21 protein-coding genes and 1 tRNA gene are annotated in these 20,872 nt (G+C 59.6%); 7 read left to right on the top strand and 15 right to left on the bottom strand.

Features of this window, described 5'->3' with window-relative positions; translation table 11 throughout:
• Positions 1-543: 543 nt before the first annotated feature.
• From PMI34_RS11910 to dapA, 5 genes are all read right to left on the bottom strand, one after another.
• A tRNA-Ser gene (locus tag PMI34_RS11910) sits at positions 544-633 on the bottom strand.
• An 83-nt stretch (positions 634-716) separates the two neighbouring features.
• On the bottom strand, positions 717-1,430 hold the full coding sequence (gene purC, locus PMI34_RS11915; RefSeq protein ID WP_007944067.1) for a phosphoribosylaminoimidazolesuccinocarboxamide synthase: 714 nt from the start codon (positions 1,428-1,430) through the stop codon (positions 717-719).
• 28 nt (positions 1,431-1,458) lie between these two features.
• On the bottom strand, positions 1,459-2,217 hold the full coding sequence (locus PMI34_RS11920; RefSeq protein ID WP_008050753.1) for an MBL fold metallo-hydrolase: 759 nt from the start codon (positions 2,215-2,217) through the stop codon (positions 1,459-1,461).
• A gap of 4 nt (positions 2,218-2,221) precedes the next feature.
• Positions 2,222-3,337 carry an outer membrane protein assembly factor BamC gene (gene bamC, locus PMI34_RS11925; protein WP_008050751.1) on the bottom strand — a complete coding sequence of 372 codons (1,116 nt, stop codon included), beginning with the start codon at positions 3,335-3,337 and terminating at the stop codon, positions 2,222-2,224.
• A gap of 17 nt (positions 3,338-3,354) precedes the next feature.
• Positions 3,355-4,233: a 4-hydroxy-tetrahydrodipicolinate synthase gene (gene dapA / locus PMI34_RS11930; protein WP_008050749.1), complete on the bottom strand. Its 879-nt coding sequence runs from the start codon at positions 4,231-4,233 to the stop codon at positions 3,355-3,357.
• A gap of 328 nt (positions 4,234-4,561) precedes the next feature.
• On the opposite strand from dapA, the gene PMI34_RS11935 reads away from it, so the two are divergent.
• Positions 4,562-5,122, top strand: coding sequence for a glycine cleavage system protein R (locus PMI34_RS11935; protein ID WP_007979776.1), 561 nt, complete (start codon positions 4,562-4,564; stop codon positions 5,120-5,122).
• Positions 5,123-5,132: 10 nt separating this feature from the next.
• Positions 5,133-5,606 carry a peroxiredoxin gene (locus PMI34_RS11940; protein ID WP_008050748.1) on the top strand — a complete coding sequence of 158 codons (474 nt, stop codon included), beginning with the start codon at positions 5,133-5,135 and terminating at the stop codon, positions 5,604-5,606.
• A 130-nt stretch (positions 5,607-5,736) separates the two neighbouring features.
• Here the strand turns inward: PMI34_RS11940 and PMI34_RS11945 are convergent, their stop codons facing one another.
• Together PMI34_RS11945 and PMI34_RS11950 are read right to left on the bottom strand one after the other, a co-directional pair.
• Complete coding sequence (locus tag PMI34_RS11945) at positions 5,737-6,807, bottom strand: AI-2E family transporter (protein ID WP_008050747.1); 1,071 nt, start codon at positions 6,805-6,807, stop codon at positions 5,737-5,739.
• 31 nt (positions 6,808-6,838) lie between these two features.
• Entirely contained in the window at positions 6,839-7,078 is a 240-nt protein-coding gene (locus PMI34_RS11950; protein ID WP_007996208.1) for a sulfurtransferase TusA family protein, read from the bottom strand.
• 98 nt (positions 7,079-7,176) lie between these two features.
• On the opposite strand from PMI34_RS11950, the gene PMI34_RS11955 reads away from it, so the two are divergent.
• Positions 7,177-8,610 (top strand): M48 family metalloprotease, encoded by a 1,434-nt coding sequence (locus tag PMI34_RS11955; protein ID WP_008050746.1) that lies wholly within the window; start codon positions 7,177-7,179, stop codon positions 8,608-8,610.
• A gap of 76 nt (positions 8,611-8,686) precedes the next feature.
• Here PMI34_RS11955 and PMI34_RS11960 read toward each other — a convergent pair whose 3' ends face one another.
• From PMI34_RS11960 to rpoE, 4 genes are all read right to left on the bottom strand, one after another.
• Positions 8,687-10,111: a DegQ family serine endoprotease gene (locus PMI34_RS11960; RefSeq protein WP_008050744.1), complete on the bottom strand. Its 1,425-nt coding sequence runs from the start codon at positions 10,109-10,111 to the stop codon at positions 8,687-8,689.
• A 178-nt stretch (positions 10,112-10,289) separates the two neighbouring features.
• Positions 10,290-11,249 carry a MucB/RseB C-terminal domain-containing protein gene (locus PMI34_RS11965; protein ID WP_008050742.1) on the bottom strand — a complete coding sequence of 320 codons (960 nt, stop codon included), beginning with the start codon at positions 11,247-11,249 and terminating at the stop codon, positions 10,290-10,292.
• An 8-nt stretch (positions 11,250-11,257) separates the two neighbouring features.
• Complete coding sequence (locus PMI34_RS11970; protein WP_008050741.1) at positions 11,258-11,845, bottom strand: sigma-E factor negative regulatory protein; 588 nt, start codon at positions 11,843-11,845, stop codon at positions 11,258-11,260.
• Positions 11,846-11,876: 31 nt separating this feature from the next.
• Entirely contained in the window at positions 11,877-12,458 is a 582-nt protein-coding gene (gene rpoE, locus PMI34_RS11975) for an RNA polymerase sigma factor RpoE (protein ID WP_003172477.1), read from the bottom strand.
• A gap of 552 nt (positions 12,459-13,010) precedes the next feature.
• Between rpoE and nadB the strand changes: the two genes are divergently transcribed.
• Positions 13,011-14,627 (top strand): L-aspartate oxidase, encoded by a 1,617-nt coding sequence (gene nadB, locus PMI34_RS11980; RefSeq protein ID WP_008050737.1) that lies wholly within the window; start codon positions 13,011-13,013, stop codon positions 14,625-14,627.
• Here the strand turns inward: nadB and PMI34_RS0127330 are convergent.
• Together PMI34_RS0127330 and PMI34_RS11985 are read right to left on the bottom strand one after the other, a co-directional pair.
• The gene (locus tag PMI34_RS0127330) at positions 14,596-15,048 is read right to left on the bottom strand and encodes a protein YgfX (RefSeq protein ID WP_032829712.1); all 453 of its coding nucleotides are present in this window, start codon (positions 15,046-15,048) and stop codon (positions 14,596-14,598) included. The genes nadB and PMI34_RS0127330 overlap by 32 nt on opposite strands.
• Positions 15,032-15,286: an FAD assembly factor SdhE gene (locus tag PMI34_RS11985; protein ID WP_007979797.1), complete on the bottom strand. Its 255-nt coding sequence runs from the start codon at positions 15,284-15,286 to the stop codon at positions 15,032-15,034. Before PMI34_RS11985 ends, PMI34_RS0127330 begins: the two co-directional genes overlap by 17 nt.
• Before the next feature lie 149 nt (positions 15,287-15,435).
• On the opposite strand from PMI34_RS11985, the gene ygfZ reads away from it, so the two are divergent.
• Together ygfZ and PMI34_RS11995 are read left to right on the top strand one after the other, a co-directional pair.
• Positions 15,436-16,377 (top strand): CAF17-like 4Fe-4S cluster assembly/insertion protein YgfZ, encoded by a 942-nt coding sequence (ygfZ, locus tag PMI34_RS11990; protein ID WP_008050732.1) that lies wholly within the window; start codon positions 15,436-15,438, stop codon positions 16,375-16,377.
• 34 nt (positions 16,378-16,411) lie between these two features.
• On the top strand, positions 16,412-17,233 hold the full coding sequence (locus tag PMI34_RS11995; protein WP_008050731.1) for an HDOD domain-containing protein: 822 nt from the start codon (positions 16,412-16,414) through the stop codon (positions 17,231-17,233).
• 144 nt (positions 17,234-17,377) lie between these two features.
• On the opposite strand, the gene PMI34_RS12000 is transcribed toward PMI34_RS11995, so the two are convergent.
• Both PMI34_RS12000 and PMI34_RS12005 read right to left on the bottom strand, forming a co-directional pair.
• Positions 17,378-18,766, bottom strand: a complete 1,389-nt coding sequence (locus PMI34_RS12000) for a sensor histidine kinase (protein ID WP_008050730.1) — start codon at positions 18,764-18,766, stop codon at positions 17,378-17,380.
• The gene (locus PMI34_RS12005) at positions 18,759-19,430 is read right to left on the bottom strand and encodes a response regulator (RefSeq protein ID WP_007979804.1); all 672 of its coding nucleotides are present in this window, start codon (positions 19,428-19,430) and stop codon (positions 18,759-18,761) included. Before PMI34_RS12005 ends, PMI34_RS12000 begins: the two co-directional genes overlap by 8 nt.
• Positions 19,431-19,872: 442 nt before the next feature.
• Between PMI34_RS12005 and PMI34_RS12010 the strand changes: the two genes are divergently transcribed.
• Positions 19,873-20,850, top strand: a complete 978-nt coding sequence (locus PMI34_RS12010; RefSeq protein WP_008050726.1) for a Bug family tripartite tricarboxylate transporter substrate binding protein — start codon at positions 19,873-19,875, stop codon at positions 20,848-20,850.
• The last annotated feature ends 22 nt before the right edge of the window (positions 20,851-20,872 follow it).

Here is a 20,872-nt window from a genome sequence, read left to right as displayed (position 1 = left end):
GATGCTGATAATCTGTTGACTAGCAGTCTGACTCCACAAGCACCCACACGAATTGCTTGATTCAGTTGTTAAAGAGCGGTTGGTTAAGATCTTTCGTCTCAACCGAGGCGCGCATTCTACAGCGCATCTTTTCAATTTGCAACCTTAAAAGTTTCTGATTTCTCAACAAAATCAATTACTTAAACCAAGAGCCACATCAAACTGCTCGTTAGCGGGAGGCGAATAGTACAGCATTAAAAACCGTGGTCAACCCCCCACCTGAAAATTCTTCTCCCTCACCAAAGCGCCCGGGTTGCCACCACGAGAACCTCCAGCATCTATATAAAGCACCGGGACAGCAGCGAACCCAAACCACGTCACCTGGATATATAGATACAACAATGATGAGAAAGCCCTACGGCAAATGGATACTCAGGGCCCCCAAGAGCATGACGGGTATCGCGCCAAAAATGCCGGAGCACGAAATGCCCTCGATCAATACGACAGAAACGAAAAAGCCCCTGAAACGTTTAACCGTTTCAGGGGCTTAGTCTTGTTCAATAATGGCGGAGAGATAGGGATTCGAACCCTAGGTACCGGTGAAGGTACAACGGATTTCGAATCCGTCCCATTCGGCCACTCTGGCATCTCTCCAACGGCGCGCATCATAACAACACTTTCGCAGGAAGCGAACCCCCTAAGCGAAATATTTCTGTGCTATCAGATGCTTGCGTCGGTTAAAGCGGTACGCCCAGACGATTGGCGACTTCTTCGTAGGCTTCGATGACGTCACCGAGGCCCTGACGGAAGCGGTCCTTGTCCATTTTCTTGCCGGTGGCCTTGTCCCACAGACGGCAGCCATCCGGACTGAATTCATCGCCCAGCACGATGGAGCCATCGTGGAACACGCCGAACTCCAGCTTGAAGTCGACCAGCAGCAGGCCAGCGTCGTCGAACAGCTTGCTCAGGACTTCGTTGACCTTGAGCGACAGCTCTTTCATGCGAACCAGTTGCTCGGCGGTGCCCCAACCAAAGGCCACGACGTGGGATTCGTTGATGAACGGGTCGCCCTTGGCGTCGTCTTTCAGGAACAGTTCGAAGGTGTAAGGGTTGAGTTTCATGCCCTCTTCGACACCCAGACGCTTGACCAGGCTGCCGGCGGCGTAGTTACGCACGACGCACTCGACCGGGATCATGTCGAGCTTCTTCACCAGGCATTCGTTGTCGCCCAGCAATTTGTCGAATTGGGTCGGCACGCCAGCCGCTTCGAGCTTCTGCATGATGAAGGCGTTGAACTTGTTGTTCACCATGCCTTTGCGGTCGAGCTGTTCGATACGCTTGCCATCGAACGCCGAGGTGTCGTTGCGAAACAGCAGGATCAAACGGTTAGCGTCGTCGGTCTTGTAAACCGACTTGGCTTTGCCGCGGTAGAGTTCTTCACGTTTTTCCATGATGGGCTCCGCTTGCTAAGTAGATGGGCTAGGCGATGTGACGCCAGTCGAGCCCTGAATCTTGATCGGCCAGTTGCAGCCAGTCCGGGTCGCACCCGAGGGTGTCGACAAAACATTGCCGGGCCAGCCGCGGCAGGTTGTTCTTGCTGCTCAGATGGGCCAGGACCAGGTGCTGCAGGTCTTTCCAGCCCAGCTCGGCCACCAGGAATGCCGCCTGGTGGTTATTCAGATGTCCCAGTTCACCGCCCACCCGTTGCTTGAGAAAGTACGGGTAATGACCGCGAGCCAGCATGTCACGGCAGTGATTGGACTCGATCATCAACGCATCGAGATCCCGATAGCCGTCCAGCACCTTGTCACAATACGAACCCAGGTCGGTCAACAGGCCGAAGCGCCGCAAACCGTCACTGAACACATATTGCGTCGGTTCCTGTGCATCGTGGGCCACGGCAATGACACCGATGCTCAAGTCGCCGATTTGCAACTGCTCGCCGCCGGCCAGAAAGCCTGCGGGTTCAATCGGTTTGCGCATCCCGCGCAAGGTCCCGCGACTGAGGTAGACAGGCAGATTGTAGCGCCGAGACAGCAAACCCACGCCATGCACGTGGTCGGCATGTTCGTGGGTCACGAGTATCGCGCTCAGCTGCGCAGGGCTCACACCCAGGCGCAGCAGGCGTTTTTCGGTTTCCCGCAGGGAAAAACCACAATCCACCAATACGTACGTATCAGCGCTGGCTATCAGCGTGCCGTTCCCTTGGCTACCGCTGCCGAGAACGGCAAAACGCATGTGATCAGCCCAGGTTGTCCTGAATCACGCTCAACACTTTACGCGCCACATCTGCCGGCGCCACGGTGTTGATGTTTTTCTCGACCGTAACCTGGACGTTCTCGCCAACCTTGCTCAGGCGAACCTGATAACGCTCGGCACGGGCTTCACGCTCTTCCTTGCTCGGCGCGCTGCCGAACAGGCTGCTGAAGAAGCCTGGCTTGTCGTCTTTGCTCTCGGCTTTTTCGGCCAGGTTGATGTAGTACAGGCCCAGGCTGCGGTTGATGTCTTCAACACGCCATTCGCCTTGCTCCAGTGCACGACCAACGCTCGACCATGCACGATCCAGGTCGGTGCCGACGTTCAGCACAGGGTTGCCGCTGCCGTCCTCACTGAGGCTGACACGACTTGGCGCGTCGAAATCACGGGAAGCCAGCATGGAGACCGAACCGCCCTTCTCGGAGATACGGCTCATGCTCGCGAGCATGTCGTCGACCAGTGCCGCGTCCAGGCCAGTGTTGACCGAACGGTTGGTGAAGGCCACGTCGGCGGTGCTGCCGGCAGGACGCTCGGCGCTGACCACGTAGACTTCACTGGTGTTGCGCTGCACGCCCGGCTCGATGCGCACCCGCACGCGGGTTTCGCTGTCCGTGCTGACGCCGGCCGCGCCCAGGCGCTTGGCCATGGCCGCGGACAGTTCGTCGGAATGCTGCCAGGTCGTAGTGAACTCGCCGGTTTGCGGACGCTGCTCATCCAGACGGAAACCGTTGTCCTGGAAGAACTGAACGGCCACGGGCCAGATTTCAGCCGGCGGATTCTGCGCCAGGATGGAGCTGGTGCCGCCGCTCTTCTGCAGGGAGTAGGCACTGGCGTCGGCACCCGCGGTCAGCGGTTGCGGCCGAGGAACGATGTATTCGCCCTTGGCGGTGTCATCGGCCACGTTGCGCGGGATCGGCAACAGCGGATCCAGACGCTTGGCGGTATGGATATCCTGCGGTATTTGCATCGGTGCAGTCTGTTGCGCTTCCAGGTAATCGCTACCACGGTCACGGAAATAACCTTCCGGGCCCCAGATCCATCCACAGCCACTGGTGCTGGAGATAATCAAGGCAAGTGCGGAAAGTCCGGCCATTCGCTTCATGCGTTGTACTTCCTCAATTAAACCAGGACGCCGCACTGGCGCAGGGCCGTGCGCAGCGTTTCGTGACAAGGTGTGCTCAGCCAGGTCAACGGCAGGCGAATGCCTTCGTGCATCAGGCCCATTTCAACCAAAGCCCACTTAACCGGAATCGGGTTGGCTTCGATGAACAGGTCCTTGTGCAGCGGCATCAGTTTTTCGTTGATTGCCCGTGCAGTCTCGGCATCACCCTTGAGGGCGGCCTCGCACAGATCGGCCATTTCACGCGGCGCGACGTTGGCGGTGACGGAGATGTTGCCCTTGCCGCCCATCAGGATCAGCTCGACCGCGGTCGGATCATCGCCGGAAAGGACGATGAAGTCCTTGCTTACGCCGTCGAGGATGGCCTTGGCGCGCTTGAGGTCGCCGGTCGCTTCCTTGATACCGATGATGTTCGGCACGGTGGACAGGCGGATCACGGTTTCGGCCTGCATGTCGCAGGAGGTGCGGCCGGGAACGTTATAGAGAATCTGCGGGATGTCGACCGATTCGGCGATGTGCTTGAAGTGCAGGTACAGGCCTTCCTGGGTCGGCTTGTTGTAGTACGGCACTACCAGCAGGCAGGCATCGGCGCCGGCTTCCTTGGCATTACGGGTCAGTTCGACGGCTTCGCGGGTCGAATTGGCCCCGGTACCGGCGATCACCGGAATACGACCGTTGACCTGCTTGACCACGGCACGGATGACTGCGATGTGCTCGTTGACGTCGAGGGTTGCCGATTCGCCGGTGGTGCCGACGGCGACAATGGCATGGGTGCCGTTTTCAAGGTGGAAGTCCACGAGTTTGCTGAGGCTGTCCCAGTCAAGACGCCCCTGTGCATCCATGGGTGTGACCAGTGCCACCATACTGCCCGCAATCATGAAACCGCTCCTGCCGGAAAAAGAGAGCCGTAATGGTACTGGCGCCAAGATGCTTGCACAAGCGAAGTACTGTGCTGCCGCCATTCCCCTTGGCGCCGGTTTTCGCTACCCTTCAGACTTTGATCGGTACAGACAAGCTCGTGCGTCGGGTTTCAGCCTCCATTTTCGGCATCACAAGCCCTGATCCAGCGTTGCCGCCTCTCGCTCCCGCCCTGCTGGAGCACGTCGCAACCTGCCTTCCGGGGTTTTCTGAATTCGCATCCGCAGGCTCGCTCCCGGCAAAACGCCTTCTGGACGTACCGACCGCTCATCGCTTTAGGAATGCTGCATGTCCACCCCCACAGTTCGCGAACAATTCCTTGTTATCAGTGCCCTCGGCGCCAACCCCATGGAGCTGACCAACGTCCTGTGCCGCGCCAGCCATGAAAACCGCTGCGCCGTTGTCACCTCTCGCCTGACCCGCCATGGCGAATGCAGTGCCCTGGTACTGGAAATCTCCGGTAGCTGGGATGCCCTGGCACGCCTGGAAGGCAGCCTGCCGGTTTTGGCCAAGCGGCATGCGTTCACGGTCAACGTGGTGCGCAGCGCAGCCCTGGAAAACCGCCCCCAGGCCCTGCCGTACGTCGCTTATGTCAGCTCGGCCTACCGCTCGGACATCATCAACGAGCTGTGCCAGTTCTTCATGGACCACAATGTCGAGCTGGAAAACCTGACCTGCGACACCTACCAGGCTCCGCAGACCGGCGGCACCATGCTCAACGCCACGTTTACCGTGACCTTGCCGGCCGGCGTGCAAATCAGCTGGCTGCGCGATCAGTTCCTGGATTTTGCCGACGCGCTGAACCTCGATGCCCTGATCGAACCCTGGCGCCCACAGAACCCAATGTAAGGAAGCTTTCATGGCCGTTGCCATCGACCAACCGGTTGCCGATTTCCAAGCCCCCGCCACCAGCGGGCAGACCGTCAGCCTGGCGGGCCTGAAGGGCAAGCAAGTGGTGATCTACTTCTACCCCAAGGACAGCACCCCGGGCTGCACCACCGAGGGGCAAGGCTTTCGTGATCAGTACGCTGCGTTCAAAGCCGCCAACACCGAAGTGTTCGGCGTGTCTCGCGACAGCCTGAAATCCCACGAGAACTTCAAGTGCAAACAGGAATTCCCCTTTGAGCTGATCAGCGACAAGGACGAAGCCATCTGCCAACTGTTCGACGTGATCAAGCTGAAAAAGCTCTATGGCAAGGAATACATGGGCGTGGATCGCAGCACCTTCCTGATCGACAAGAATGGCGTGCTGCGCCAGGAGTGGCGTGGTGTGAAGGTGCCAGGGCATGTCGATGCCGTTTTGGCGGCGGCTCAGGCCCTCGACAAAGCCTGATTCATATAGCGCCTATCCGGACGTTTTCGCGGGCGAGCCCGCTCCCACATTGGACCTTGTTCGCCTGAACAACTCGGTCAACTGTGGGAGCGGGCTTGCCGGCGAAGAGGCCATCAGCCTCACCGAAGAATTAAAGCAGCGGCGCCACCTCCGGCTCCTTGCGCGGCCAGGCGTCCAGCACGGCCTTGAACAGCGTCGCCAGGGGAATCGCGAAGAACACCCCCCAGAATCCCCACAACCCGCCAAACAACAGCACTGCGCAGATGATAACCACCGGGTGCAGGTTCACCGCCTCCGAGAACAGCAATGGCACCAGCACATTGCCATCCAGCGTCTGAATGATCCCGTAGACCGCCATCAAGTATATGAACTGATCGCTCCAGCCCCACTGGAACAGCGCAATCAGAAACACAGGCACGGTCACCACCACGGCGCCGACATAAGGCACCACCACCGAAATCCCCACCAGCAGGGCCAGCAGCGCCGCATAGTTGAGCTCAAGGACAACGAAGGCGATGTAGGTCACGCCTCCGCAAATGAAGATTTCGATGACTTTGCCGCGAATATAGTTGGCGATCTGCCGGTTCATGTCATGGGCGACCCGAGTGATCAACGCCCGCTCACGGGGCAGGTATCCACGCACCCACTGGCCGATCATGGCCCGATCCTTGAGAAAGAAGAACACCAGGATCGGCACCAGCACCAGGTAGATCATGATGTTCACCAGCAATGGCAGGCTCGACAGCGAGAACGTGAGCGCCCACTGACCAAACTTGCCGATTTCGCCCCGCGCCACTTCGATGGCCCGCAGTACTTGCTCATCCGATACCAGGTGAGGATAGCGCTCGGGCAGCAACAGCAATATCGACTGCCACTTGGCAAGCATGCCGGGCAACTCGTTGAACAACGTGATCAGTTGGTGCCACAGCAACGGCACGACAACCACGATGAATACCAGCAACAACCCCATGAACAACGCAAAAACCAGCCCCACCGCTGCCCAGCCCGGCACGCGCAGGCGCTCAAGGGCCACCACCAGCCCCTGCATCAGGTACGCCAGCACCATGCCGGCGAGCACCGGCGCCAGCATACCGCCCAGGGTCAGTACGACGGTGAATGCCAGAAACAGCAGGACAGCCAGCACCACCGCTTCTTCATCGGAAAAATAGCGCTGAATCCAGTCGCGTAACACTTTGAACATCAATAATCCTTAGGAGCAAACGCAGCCGATTTCAGGCTTTTTTCAACCAGTAGCGGTAAACACCCGCATCATCTTCTTCACGAAGCAGGGTATGACCGGCCAATCGGGCAAAGGTGCGAAAGTCGCGCTGCGAACCCGCATCGGTGGCGATGACCTTGAGTACCGCACCACTGGCCAGCCGGTTGAGCTCCATCTTGGCCTTGAGCAACGGCAACGGACAATTCAGGCCACTGGCGTCCAGTTCAACGTCATGCTCTACAGCGTCGGTCATTGCATCACTCCGGGTCAGGTGGTTGAGTTGCCTAGAATATCTGGTCGCAACGTCGGTGTCCGGCTACAGTAAGGTCTTTGTCGACTAAGGCTTTGTGCATGACATTTTTGCGCCCTACCCTGCTGACGCTCGCTTGCCTGCTCGCCTCACCGGGCTTCGCCGACGACCTGCCGTCACTCGGTGACGCCAGTTCTGCCATTGTCTCACCGCAACAGGAATACCAGCTCGGCCGTGCCTGGCTGGCCATGTTGCGCAGTCAGGTTTCGCAGCTCAACGATCCGCAACTCAAGAATTACGTGGAATCCAGCGTTTACCGACTGGTCGAGACCAGCCAGGTCACAGACCGGCGCCTGGAATTCATCCTGATCAACAGCCCGCAGCTCAACGCCTTTGCGGCACCCGGCGGGATCGTCGGGGTGAACGGCGGCTTGTTCCTCTACGCCCAGACCGAAGGCGAATACGCTTCAGTACTGGCGCACGAATTGGCTCACTTGTCGCAACGCCACTTTGCCCGAGGCGTCGAAGCACAGCAACGCATGCAAGTACCCATGATGGCTGCATTGCTGGCGGGTATCGTGTTGGCAGCCGCAGGTGGCGGTGACGCCGGGATTGCAGCCATTGCCGGCACACAGGCCGCAGCCATCCAGGAACAGCGGCGATTCTCCCGCCAGAACGAGCAGGAAGCCGACCGTATCGGCATCCTCAATCTGGAAAAGGCCGGTTACGATCCCCGCTCGATGCCAACGATGTTCGAGCGTCTGGGGCGTCAGTACCGCTACGATGCCAAGCCACCGGAATTTCTGCTGACTCACCCGGTCACCGAATCGCGTATCGCCGACACCCGCAACCGCGCCGAACAGTTTCCAGCGGGCGGTATCGAAGACAGCATGCGCTACCAACTGATCCGCGCACGCGTACAGCTGATCTATGAAGAAACCCCGGGTCTTGGCGCCAAGCGCTTTCGCGCACAGCTCGACGAGAACCCGAAAAACGACGTGGCTCGCTACGGCCTGGCGATCGCCCAGATCAAGGGCGGCCAACTGAACGAAGCACGGGAAAACCTCAAGCAGTTGCTGGCCAAGTCACCCAACGAAATTATCTACAACCTGGCTCAGGTCGATCTGGACATCACCAACAATCGCCTGGCGGACGCCCAGTCCCGGGTTGACCGGTTGATGGGCCAATACTCTGGCAACTACCCGCTGAACCAGATGCGCGTCGACCTGCTGCTCAAGCAAAACCGTACCGCGGATGCGGAGAAAGCCCTCGAAGGCCTGCTCAAGTCGCGCCCGGATGATCCGGACGTGTGGTATCAGGTTGCCGAAACGCGCGGCCTGTCGGGCAATATCATCGGCCTGCATCAGGCTCGCGCCGAATACTTTGCACTGGTCGGCGACTACAAACAGGCCATTCAGCAACTGGACTTCGCCAAACGCAGGGCTGGCAGCAACTTCCCGCTGTCTTCGCGGATCGACGCGCGACAACGCGAGCTGATGGAGCAGGAGCGCATGATCAAGGACATGATGGGCTGACGCCCCGACGACAAAAAGTCCGGACACAAAAAAACCGCCTCTTTCGAGGCGGTTTTTTATTCAACCAACAACCGGATTATTCAGCCAGCTTGAAGGTGATGAAGCTGGCACGCCCCTGACGCAGTACCCGCATCGACACCGAGCGGTTCTTTGGCAGCGCCTTGGCGATGTCCGCGAACTCCTTGGTGGAACCGATGGCCTGGTTGTTCAGGTGGGTGATCACATCACCCGGCTGCAAGCCGATCAGAGCGGCAGGACCGTCCTGCACCTCCTTGATCAACACACCACCTTTGAGGTCGTAGGTTTTCTTCTGCTCGTCAGTCAGCTCGACCACGGAAACCCCGAGGCGATTGCTGCTGCGCTCGATGCCGGATTTTGGCAGCGCGTCCAGCTCCTTGCCTTCTTCCGGAATCGCTCCGACCGTCAATTCGACATTCTTGCGCTTGCCGTCACGAATCACTTCCAGATCGGCCTTGGTGCCAGCCTTCAACGCGCCAACAAGGTGTGGCAGGTCGGCCGACATCACGATTGGCTGACCGTTCATGCTCAGGATCACGTCGCCCACTTGCAGGCCACCCTTGGCAGCCGGACCATCATCCTGGATCTGGGCCACCAGCGCACCGGCCGGTTTCTCCAGACCGAACGACTCGGCCAGGTCCTTGCTCACTTCCTGAATCACGACGCCCAGCCAGCCACGACTGACCTTGCCACCGGATTTCAGCTGATTGGAAACATCCATGGCCACATCGATCGGGATTGCAAACGACACGCCCATGAAGCCACCGGAGCGGGTATAGATCTGCGAGTTGATCCCGACCACTTCCCCGTTGAGGTTGAACAGCGGGCCACCGGAGTTACCCGGATTGATCGGCACGTCGGTCTGGATGAACGGCACATAGTTTTCGTTCGGCAGGCTGCGACCAACGGCACTGACGATGCCCTGGGTCACTGTGTGGTCAAAGCCGAATGGCGAGCCGATCGCGACAACCCATTGGCCAGCCTTCAGGTCCTGGGATTTACCGAGCTTCAGTACCGGTAGATCCTTGCCTTCGATTTTCAGCAGCGCCACGTCGGAACGCGGATCGGTACCGATCAGCTTGGCTTTCATTTCGCTGCGATCGGCCAGGCGGACGAGGATTTCGTCAGCATCGGCGATCACGTGGTTGTTGGTCAGGATATAGCCATCGGAAGAGATGATGAAACCCGAGCCCAGGGAGGTTGCCTCGCGCTGACGGTCACGAGGTGAGCGCGATTGTGGCGGCATGCCCCGTTCGAAGAATTCGCGCAGCATTGGCGGCAAGCCTTCGAGGTCGGGCATTTGCTGGCTGACTTTGCGGTCCGGCAGCTTTTGCGTGGTACTGATGTTCACGACCGCAGGCGAGGCCTGTTCGACCAGTTGCGTAAAGTCAGGCAATTCGACCGCCTGGACGGTGACCGCCTGACCGAGCACCAGCACGGTGGCAATAATGGAGAGGTAGGACTTCAAGCGAGGTATCGACATACGGCTCCCGTTACGACGAGCATGGTTAAGCGATATGGAGCAAGGAACACCGGGAACAATACGCCGGTATTTTTGTTCCGGGAACAACAAACAAGGCCAGAGCCGAGGGGCTCTGACCTATAAGAAATTTCCGGGATTTTTGCAAATTGAAATGCTCACGAAACATTTCGAATTCAGCTCACTGCTTGGTTGCAGTGGTGTCGGTGCGCATCGAAAGCGCTATCCGTTCAGCGGTACCGACCGGTATCTCGCCGACGACCGTCACCATCATGTCGCCCTGTGCCGTGGCCAGGCGCCGGGAAACCGCAACGGTCGGCCCCAACTGAGTACGGGTGTCGGTGACTGTTGCGCCATTCAACGGCTCGAGGAATACCGAAAAGCGCGTCAGACCATCGTCATACATCAGGCTGTTGACCTGGGTCTTGGTCTGCGGATCCTTGCGAGCGGTGCTGCTGGTCAACTCGAAGCCGGGCGGCAACCAGTCGGAACGCCAGACCTGGGCAGACTTGACGGCAGAAGCCTTGTCACTCTCGAGGTTGACCGGCTTGCAATCATTACTGGCCTGCAGGTCTTTTTCGGAAGGAACGTCAGCGGTATCCAGTTGCGTGAACTGAAAGCGCTCCAGCAACCGCCCCTTGTCGTCCAGTAGCAAGGACTTCAGAGGCAGGCCGGTCTCTTTATCCAGATGCAGTTCAAAGCCGTAGCGGTGCTGATCGCGGGGTTTGAGCGATACGATCACCGCCGGACGCCCGGCCACACGCGACTTGCCGATGACGGCGAGGTCATACCAATTCTTGAGCTTTTGAGGATCGAGTGCACGGGCAGCGGAGTTCGGGGAGTCCCCAAGCCCGGCGATCAGTGTGCCGCTGACACATTGGGTTTGCCCATCAATGCGAACGACTTCCTGAGCGGAGCCGTCGAGCTGGATCAATCGCTCTCGGACCTTTCCATCCTGGACCAGGTGCCAGATGTTATGGGTAGAAAAACTACCGTTACGCTCGTAGACGAAAGTACCCTGAAAGCTTTGCTGCTGCTCTGCCTGGCCCAGGCGGGTCAACCAGTCCTGGGCATCATCAGCTTGGGCTGGAACGATGAACCAGCCGCTGAGCAGAAGCGAAAGTAGAGGTATGGCGCGCATGATCCTCCTTAACGGTTTTCCAGACTTGCGGCACGAGCGTACGGTAGAGCGCTCTCAGTGCCTTTCAGTGCAGCCTGTTGTGCGTGTTGGCGCAAGTAACCTGGCAGACGCTGATCGTGCCAGCCTGGCTGACCTTGCAATACGCCGTTGGCCATTGGGCCGGTAGCATCCGAACTCTCATTGTAGCCTGCCAGAACGGCTGGGCCTTTTACTTGAGGAGCGGCCAGCGCGGGTTGAGTGGATTGCTGGGCCAATTCGACGCCGGCGATCTCATCCTGGTTGTACAGACGCACACCGGCCAGCACCGCCAGGGTCACGGAAGCTGCGACCGCCAGACGACCCAGGCTGCGCCACGGACCACGGGAAGGTTTTGCCGGTACGGCTTCGTCAGCCAGGGCAGCAGAAACAGCCGCGGCGATGTCCAGGCGTGGAAGCAGCAGATCCTTGTGCATCACTGCCCGAGCGATCTGGTAACGAGCCCAGGTTTCACGGGTTTCAACATCGTCACAGGCATTCAATACCCGACGCAATTCCAATTCGTCCGCTTCGTTATCCATCACTGCGGACAGCGATTCCTGCAGGGCTTCACGACTCATGGCGTTCCTCTCTTGGCTGTCGCCGCTGTCTTTAGTTTTCCTGCAACAACGGCTGCAGGGCTTTGTCGATGGCCTCCCGGGCGCGGAAGATCCGGGAGCGCACGGTGCCTACCGGACATTGCATGACACTCGCAATGTCCTCGTAACTCAGACCATCAAACTCACGTAAAGTTAAAGCCGTACGCAAATCTTCCGGCAGTTGCTGAATGGTTCGATGGACGGTGCCTTCGATCTCATCCCGCAGCAAGGCCCGCTCTGGCGACTCGAGATCCTTGAGGCCATGATCGCCATCGTAGAACTCTGCATCCTCGGAACTGACATCGCTATCCGGCGGCCGACGGCCGCGTGAAACCAGATAGTTTTTCGCCGTGTTGATGGCGATGCGGTAAAGCCACGTATAAAACGCGCTGTCTCCGCGAAAATTTCCAAGTGCACGGTATGCCTTGATAAAGGCTTCTTGTGCCACATCCTGGGCTTCATGGGTGTCGTGCACGAAACGCACGATCAACCCGAGAATTTTGTGCTGGTATTTCAGCACTAGCAGATCGAAAGCACGCTTGTCGCCGCGCTGAACGCGTTCGACCAGTTGCTGATCCTCTTCCTGGGTTAGCATGAACACTCCTCGATGAGCTCGGAGGAGGCTTGCAGAAGTAAACCACCAGACTTGCAAACATAGACTCGTGCTTTTCGCAAAAGTTCTCCCCCTCCAGGCAAGTTTCCTGCGGGCTCTGATTTGGCACGCACGAAAAGCGCAGCACGAGTTGACCCGGCTGCGCGGATAATCTTGTCATCGGATTCTTCAGCAAGGACAGAACTGCAATCCCCACTGAAACCGACACTGTCCCTTGTTTCAGGCATCCGTCTATTGATCTTGGCCCTTTGGCAAAAGTTCCAAATATTTATAGCCGTGCCAACCCGACATTGTGCAACCGTGAAGGGAAAAAGACTGTTAAATCGGCGATACAGTCATTCTCGCGCCCAACGGGCAGAAAAACATCCGACGAAGCGACCGGTGTTTTGCGTCACGGTAGTTTCACAATGCCATGCCAGCTCGGGTATTGTGCCGCTCCCCCCCTCTATATACTAGTGGGCTGTGCGGCTTGCATTGACTCGACAGTCCAGCTGCGCCAACCCCGACCCGGGTCGCTTTGAGCGGAATCCTGAAATGAGCCAACAGTTTCAACACGATGTTCTGGTAATTGGCAGCGGTGCTGCCGGCTTGAGCCTTGCGCTGACCTTGCCCGGTCATTTGCGCATTGCCGTTCTGAGCAAGGGCAACCTCGCCAATGGCTCGACGTTCTGGGCCCAGGGCGGCGTTGCGGCCGTGCTGGACGACACCGACACCGTTGAATCCCATGTCGATGACACCCTCAATGCAGGCGGCGGCCTGTGCCATGAGGACGCCGTGCGTTTTACCGTCGAGCACAGCAGGGAAGCGATTCAATGGCTGATCGACCAGGGCGTGCCCTTTACCCGCGATGAACACTCGAGTAACGAAGATGGCGGGTTCGAGTTCCACCTCACCCGCGAAGGCGGCCACAGCCATCGGCGCATCATCCATGCCGCCGATGCCACCGGCGCCGCCATTTTCACCACCCTGCTCGACCAGGCCCGGAAACGACCGAACATCGAACTGCTGGAGCAGCGGGTGGCGGTTGACCTGATCACCGAGAAACGCCTGGGACTCGAAGGTGATCGCTGCCTCGGCGCCTATGTGCTCAATCGCGGCACCGGCGAAGTCGACACCTACGGCGCCCGCTTTGTGATCCTCGCCTCCGGTGGTGCGGCCAAGGTTTACCTCTACACCAGTAACCCTGACGGCGCCTGTGGCGATGGCATTGCCATGGCCTGGCGCTCGGGCTGCCGGGTGGCGAACCTGGAATTCAACCAGTTCCACCCTACTTGCCTGTATCACCCGCAAGCCAAGAGCTTCCTGGTCACCGAGGCCCTGCGTGGCGAAGGCGCCCACCTGAAACTGCCCAACGGCGAGCGCTTCATGCCACGCTTCGACCCACGGGCCGAGTTGGCGCCACGGGACATCGTCGCCCGGGCCATCGACCATGAAATGAAGCGACTGGGTGTCGATTGCGTCTACCTGGACATCAGCCACAAGCCCGAAGCCTTCATCAAGGCGCACTTCCCGACGGTGTACGAACGCTGCCTGGAATTTTCCATCGACATCACCAAACAACCGATTCCGGTGGTCCCGGCAGCGCACTACACCTGTGGCGGCGTGATGGTCGATCAACAGGGTCGTACCGATGTGCCGGGGCTGTACGCCATTGGCGAAACCAGTTTCACCGGCCTGCATGGCGCCAACCGCATGGCCAGCAACTCGCTGCTGGAATGTTTCGTCTATGCCCGCTCGGCGGCCGCGGACATTCTCGAACAGTTGCCCCGGGTGCCGATGCCGGCCCCCCTTCCCGTCTGGGATGCGAGCCAGGTCACCGATTCCGATGAAGACGTGATCATTGCGCACAACTGGGATGAACTGCGGCGATTCATGTGGGACTACGTTGGCATCGTGCGCACCAACAAGCGTCTGCAACGGGCGCAACACCGCGTGCAACTGTTGCTGGATGAAATCGACGAGTTCTACAGCAACTACAAGGTCAGCCGGGATTTGATCGAGTTGCGCAACCTGGCCCAGGTGGCCGAGCTGATGATTCTGTCAGCCATGGAGCGCAAGGAAAGCCGTGGCCTGCATTACACCCTCGACTACCCGGACATGTTGCCGGTCGCTCTGGACACTATTCTGGTGCCGCCCACCTACGTCGGCTGAATTTGAGCCGGACCCGCAGGCGTCGGTGCACATCCGCCGCCTGCGCATCCCGGGGTACGCAAATGGCCCGGCCCCGGCGCTCGTCACGCAGTCGAAAACGCAGCACCACCACCAATGGCAGCGCCAGGCTGTCCGGTCTCAGTTGCACGGGCTGCCAACCCCCGGCCCGACTCCACAACTGCCAGCCATCGGCATCACGCCGCAAGCCGCAGAATGCCTGTGGGTGCGTCAGCAAAATCTGACGCGGTAGCACCCAAAAGCCATGCAGCAGACAGCCAAAAACACCGAGCAAACTGGCCCAGACCGGAATTGACAGCAAAAACAACGAACCCAACGCGAACAGCTGGGCCAGGAGATACGCCGCCAGCAACTGCCGCGAGGCATGCCAGCGGCATTCGAATCCGTTACTTGGGCTGGACACGGTCCAGGATCATGCGAACCATGCGTTGCAGCTCGGGATCTTCCGATTCGCTGCGTTCCATGAACCAGCCGAACATGTCCTGATCCTCACACGTCAGCAGTCGGACGTACAACGCGCGATCCACTTCGTTGAGCGTTGCGTAAACCTCTTTCGTGAACGGCACCAGCAACACGTCAAGCTCAAGCATGCCACGGCGGCTGTGCCAAAAGAGGCGGTTCAGTTCAACATCTTCGACCATGGAGCGCTCCTCAAATAGGCCGCAAGTATACAGGCCCGCGCACCGTCGAACAGTCGGCTTTGGTCGGGCACCGACGAACCTTTGTTAACTACCCATTTCCAAGGTAGCCCCTTATGATGTCCTCCAGACTTTTTACCCTGCGATGACCCATGGCCGATTCTGCTTTTTTCTGCACTCTTTCTCATGAAGGCGTTCTCGCGGTCCGCGGCGCGGACGCCAGCAAATTCCTGCAAGGCCAACTGACCTGCAACCTCAATTACTTGAGCGATACCCGGGCCAGCCTCGGTGCGCGCTGCACGCAAAAAGGCCGGATGCAATCGAGTTTCCGCATCCTGCTCGAAGGTGACGGCGTGGTCCTGGCCATGGCCGGCGAATTGCTCGAACCGCAACTGGCGGACCTGAAAAAATACGCGGTGTTTTCCAAGTCGAAACTGACCGACGAAAGTGCCGCCTGGGTCCGCTTCGGCGTTGACCATGGTGATGCCGCACTGATCAGCATCGGCCTGGACCTGCCGGCAGAAACCGACAGCGTCGTGCGCAACGATGGGCTGATTGCCATCCGTGTCTCGCCTGAGCGCGCCGAACTGTGGGTCGCCGCAGCTCTTGCCGACGCGGTCAAAGGCAAGCTTTCGGCAGTACTGAGCGAAGGCGATCTGAATCAATGGCTGCTGGGCCAGGTCCGCGCAGGGATCGGTCAGGTCATGCCCGGCACCCGCGAGTTGTTCATCCCGCAGATGCTCAACCTGCAAGCGATCGGTGGCGTGAGCTTCAAGAAAGGTTGCTACACCGGGCAGGAGATCGTCGCGCGGATGCAGTACCTGGGCAAACTCAAGCGCCGCCTGTATCGCCTGCAACTGGCTGCCGGCGAACTGCCTGAACCGGGTACCCCGCTGTTTTCCCCGACCCATGGCAGCTCCATCGGCGAAGTGGTGCTGGCTGCCCGCACCGGACAGACCATTGAACTCCTGGCTGTGTTGCAAGCCGAAGCAGCAGAAAGTGGAGATATCCACCTGGGCGCGCTCGAAGGGCCGTCCTTGCAGCTGCTCGACCTGCCTTATGAACTGGACCGCGATCGCGAAATCCAGCAATAAAGGCAGCACTTGGCGCAACACCTAGAGAGATTAAATGAGCAAGCTGGCGGAAAAGGTCCAACAGGATTTGGTTGAGGCCATCAATAACGATGACCTGGTTCTGCCAACGTTACCGGAAGTGGCCCTGCAGATTCGCAAGGCCGCGGAAAACCCGGAAGTCAGCGTCAGCACCCTGAGCAAAGTGATCGGCCGTGATGCCGCGCTGTCGGCACGCCTGATCAAAGTGGTCAACAGCCCGCTGTTGCGCGCGGCCCAGGAAGTGACCGACCTGCATACCGCGATCACCCGCCTGGGCATCAACTACAGCTGTAACCTGGCGATCGGCCTGGTCATGGAGCAGATTTTCCACGCCCGCTCCGACGTGGTGGAACAGAAAATGCGCGAAGTCTGGCGCAAAAGCCTGGAAATCGCCGGCGTCAGCTATGCCCTGTGCCGCAGCTACACCCGGCTCAAGCCCGACCAGGCTGCCCTTGGCGGGCTGGTACATCAGATCGGCGTGCTGCCGATCCTGACCTACGCCGAAGATCACTATGAACTGCTGTCCGACCCGGTCAGCCTCAACCATGTGATCGACCGGATTCATCCGCTGATCGGCGAAAAACTGCTCAAGGTCTGGGAATTTCCCGACATGCTGGTGCAAGTGCCGCAGCTCTACCTGAATTTCAAACGCCAGTCGGCGCAGGTCGACTATGTGGATCTGGTGCAGGTGGCCAGCCTGTATTGCCACAAGGACACCGACCATCCGTTCGCTCGTATTGATCCGTTGAGCGTGCCGGCCTTCAATGCTCTTGGCATCGACATCGACGATGAGGCGATGTGCGCCGACCTGGAAGAAACACGGTCGATGTTTTACTGATCAAAGACCGCGTCGTCCCCTTCGTCGGAACGCCGCCCGGAGCAAGCCCGCTCCCACAGGGATTTGTGGTGCTGCATAGATCCAATGTGGGAGCGGGCTTGCTCCGGGCGGCGTTCCGACGAATAGGCCAGAACAGACGCCGCATCAATCCCCTGCAACAAAGCTCACCCGCACCTTCAACCCCGCCCGCTCACCATCGTGCAGGCTGATCTGCGCCAGATGCGCGCGGCAGATCTCACCGACAATCGCCAGACCCAATCCGGAACCTGCCACTTGCTGATTGCGTCGGTAAAAGCGCTCGAATACCCGATCGCGTTCTTCAAGCGGAATGCCGGGGCCATCATCTTCGACTTCCAGCACGGCAGGCGCCGAGACCCGCAGAATCACGTTGCCACCCGGCGGCGTGTGAGCCAGCGCGTTATCCACCAGATTGCTCAGTAGTTCGTTCAATAGCGTCGGCTCGCCCCCCAGCCATACCGGCTCATCCGCCTCCAGCGCCAGCGCGATACCACGCTTATGAGCCAACGGCGCCATGGCCATGCCCAGTTCCCGGGCCAATTGACTCAGGTCGAGTAACTGCGCGCCGCCTTCGGCAATCGCCCGGGCGCCGTTTTCGACCCGTGCCAGGGAAAGCAGCTGATTGGCCAGATGGGTCAAGCGATCAGTGCCCTGGGCGGCGGTCTCCAGCGTGCTGCGCCAGGTTTCGGGCTCGGCTGAGCGCATGCCCAGTTCCAGGCGTGCCTTGAGCGCCGCCAGCGGCGTGCGCAGTTCGTGGGCGGCATCGGCGATGAATTGCGCCTGCTTCTCGAACTGCCCGCGCAAGCGCTCGGTAAAGTGATTGAGTGCGCGCACCAGCGGCCACAATTCGCGCTGCACTTCCACCAACGGCAAGGGCCGCAGATCGTCCGGCTGGCGCTCTTCCACCGCCGTGCGCAAGCGTTCCAGCGGACGCAACGCGGCACTCACCGCGAACCACACCAACATCAAGGCACCACCCGCCAGCATGCCCAGGCGCAGCAAAGTATCTGTCGCCAGGCTGCGGGCCATGCTCACCCGCGCCTCATCGGTTTCCGCTACGCGGATTTCCGCCATGCCGTTCATGTTCGGCTCGCTCACCGGTTTGAGCAGGCTCACTACGCGCACGTTCTGCCCGCGATATTGGGCGTTGTAGAAGCGTGCCAGCGCCGGATAGTCATCGGTGCGCGGCGTTCCCGGCGGTGGCGCCGGCAGGTTTTCGTAACCGGAAATCAGCTTCTGATTGATGTCGTTGACCAGGTAGAAAATTCGCCCGGCACTGTCGTAGGCAAACGTATCGAGGGCCACGTAGGGCACGTCGGCACTCAGGGTGCCGTCGCGCTGGGAGACGCCGGCGGCAATGGTTCGCGCCGAGGCCAACAGGGTCCGGTCATAGGCCGTGTCGGCCGCTTCACGACCGTTCCAGTAGGCGCTCAACCCACTGGCCAGCATCAACACCACCAGCAGCAGCGCCAGGTTCCACAGCAACCGCCAGCGCAGGCTGCTGGGCTTATGCATCGCGGCTTTCCAGCAAGTAACCGAGGCCGCGGAAGGTCACGATGGCGACCGGCTGGCCATCGAGTTTCTTGCGCAGGCGGTGCACGTAGATTTCGATCGCATCGGGGCTGGCCTCTTCATCAAGACCGAACACTTGCGATGCCAGTTGCTCCTTGCTCATCACCCGACCGGGGCGCGCGATCAGGGCTTCGAGTACGGCTTGCTCGCGGGAAGTCAGGGTCAGCAACTCTTCGCCGAGGGTAAAACGCCGGGTTTCCAGGTCGTAGGCCAGCACACCGCAACGCTGAATGCGCTCACCGCCCAGCACACTGCGGCGTAACAAGGCTTTGACCCGGGCTTCGAGTTCGGTCAGTTCGAACGGTTTGGCCAGGTAGTCGTCGGCGCCGAGGTTCAGGCCGTGGACCCTGTCCTTGACGTCGCTGCGGGCGGTCAGCATCAACACCGGCAGGTTCTTGCCCCGCGCCCGCAAACGCGCCAGCACTTCGAAACCATCCATGCGCGGCAAGCCGACGTCGAGGATCGCCATGGCGTATTCCTCGCTGCCCAGCGCCAGGTCGGCTGCCACGCCATCGTGCAGAACGTCCACGGTCAGCCCGGTGCTCTTGAGCGCCTGGGCGACACTTTCGGCGAGCTGCAAATGGTCTTCGACGAGCAGGACACGCATGGATCTTTACCTCATTCCGGGATGGTCGACGCCATTCTCTGGCGCGAAGTTTACAGCCGCAACCGCCGCTGTGAAGCCCGAAAAATCGTGAAAGCCCGATGAAAGGTTAGCGAAAGGTTGGGGCGTTAGAGTCGGCCCACGGATGGTTTCGACTGCCAACCATCGAATCGTAGTTTGAAAGCGTGCTTTGACATGTAACTACCGAAAAACGCCTCGAAGCGTTTTCGTCAATAAGAACAATAACCGAGGTACTGCATCATGCTGTCCACACAGCTCCAGGCCTACCCGTCCCGCCCCTTCTCTCGCTCCCCGATGTTTACGCTTGCCAGCGCCGAAGCCGGCTGCTCGTCGTTCAGTCTGTACGGATTCGAACGCGCCAGCACCGTGCGAAATCGTCGCACCTGAATCATCCCGAAAAACAAAAACTCCAGTGGAGAAAAAAATGAACCGCTCAATGCGCCGTTTCGCCCTCGCCGCCAGCTGCGTGCTGTTCGCCGGCCAACTCATGGCCGAGCCAAAACGCCCGGAATGCATCGCCCCGGCCTCGCCCGGCGGTGGTTTTGACCTGACCTGCAAACTGGCGCAAAGCGCGCTGGTCAACGAAAAACTGCTGACCAAACCGATGCGCGTCACCTACATGCCAGGCGGTGTCGGCGCGGTGGCGTACAACGCGGTGGTCGCCCAGCGTCCGGCCGATGCCGGTACGTTGGTGGCCTGGTCCAGCGGTTCGCTGTTGAACCTGGCCCAGGGCAAGTTCGGTCGTTTCGATGAAACCAACGTGCGCTGGCTCGCTGCAGTCGGCACCAGCTACGGCGCCATCGCGGTGAAGAGCGATTCGCCCTATAAGACCCTCGACGACCTCGTGCAGGCACTGAAGAAAGATCCGAGCAAAGTGGTGATTGGTTCCGGCGGCACCGTCGGCAGCCAGGACTGGATGCAAACCGCGCTGATCGCCAAGGCTGCCGGGATCAACCCCCGTGACCTGCGTTACGTAGCCCTCGAAGGTGGCGGCGAGATTGCCACCGCCCTGCTCGGCGGCCACATCCAGGTCGGCAGCACCGACATCTCCGACTCCATGCCGCACATCCAGAGTGGCGACATGCGCCTGCTGGCGGTGTTCTCCGACAAGCGTCTGGACGAGCCGGAAATGAAGGACATTCCGACCGCCCGCGAGCAAGGCTATGACATCGTCTGGCCGGTGGTGCGCGGCTTCTATCTCGGGCCAAAAGTCAGCGATGAGGACTACGCCTGGTGGAAAGACTCCTTCGACAAACTGCTGGCCTCTCCCGAGTTCGCCAAGCTGCGTGATCAGCGTGAACTGTTCCCGTTCGCCATGACCGGCCCGGAGCTGGACACCTATGTGAAGAAGCAGGTCGCGGACTACAAAGTGCTGGCCAAAGAGTTCGGCCTGATCCAGTGATCGCCTCTGTCTAGCGGCCGCG

Source organism: Pseudomonas sp. GM74 (assembly GCF_000282455.1).
GTDB lineage: Bacteria > Pseudomonadota > Gammaproteobacteria > Pseudomonadales > Pseudomonadaceae > Aquipseudomonas.
This window is presented reverse-complemented; position numbering and strand designations above follow the sequence as displayed.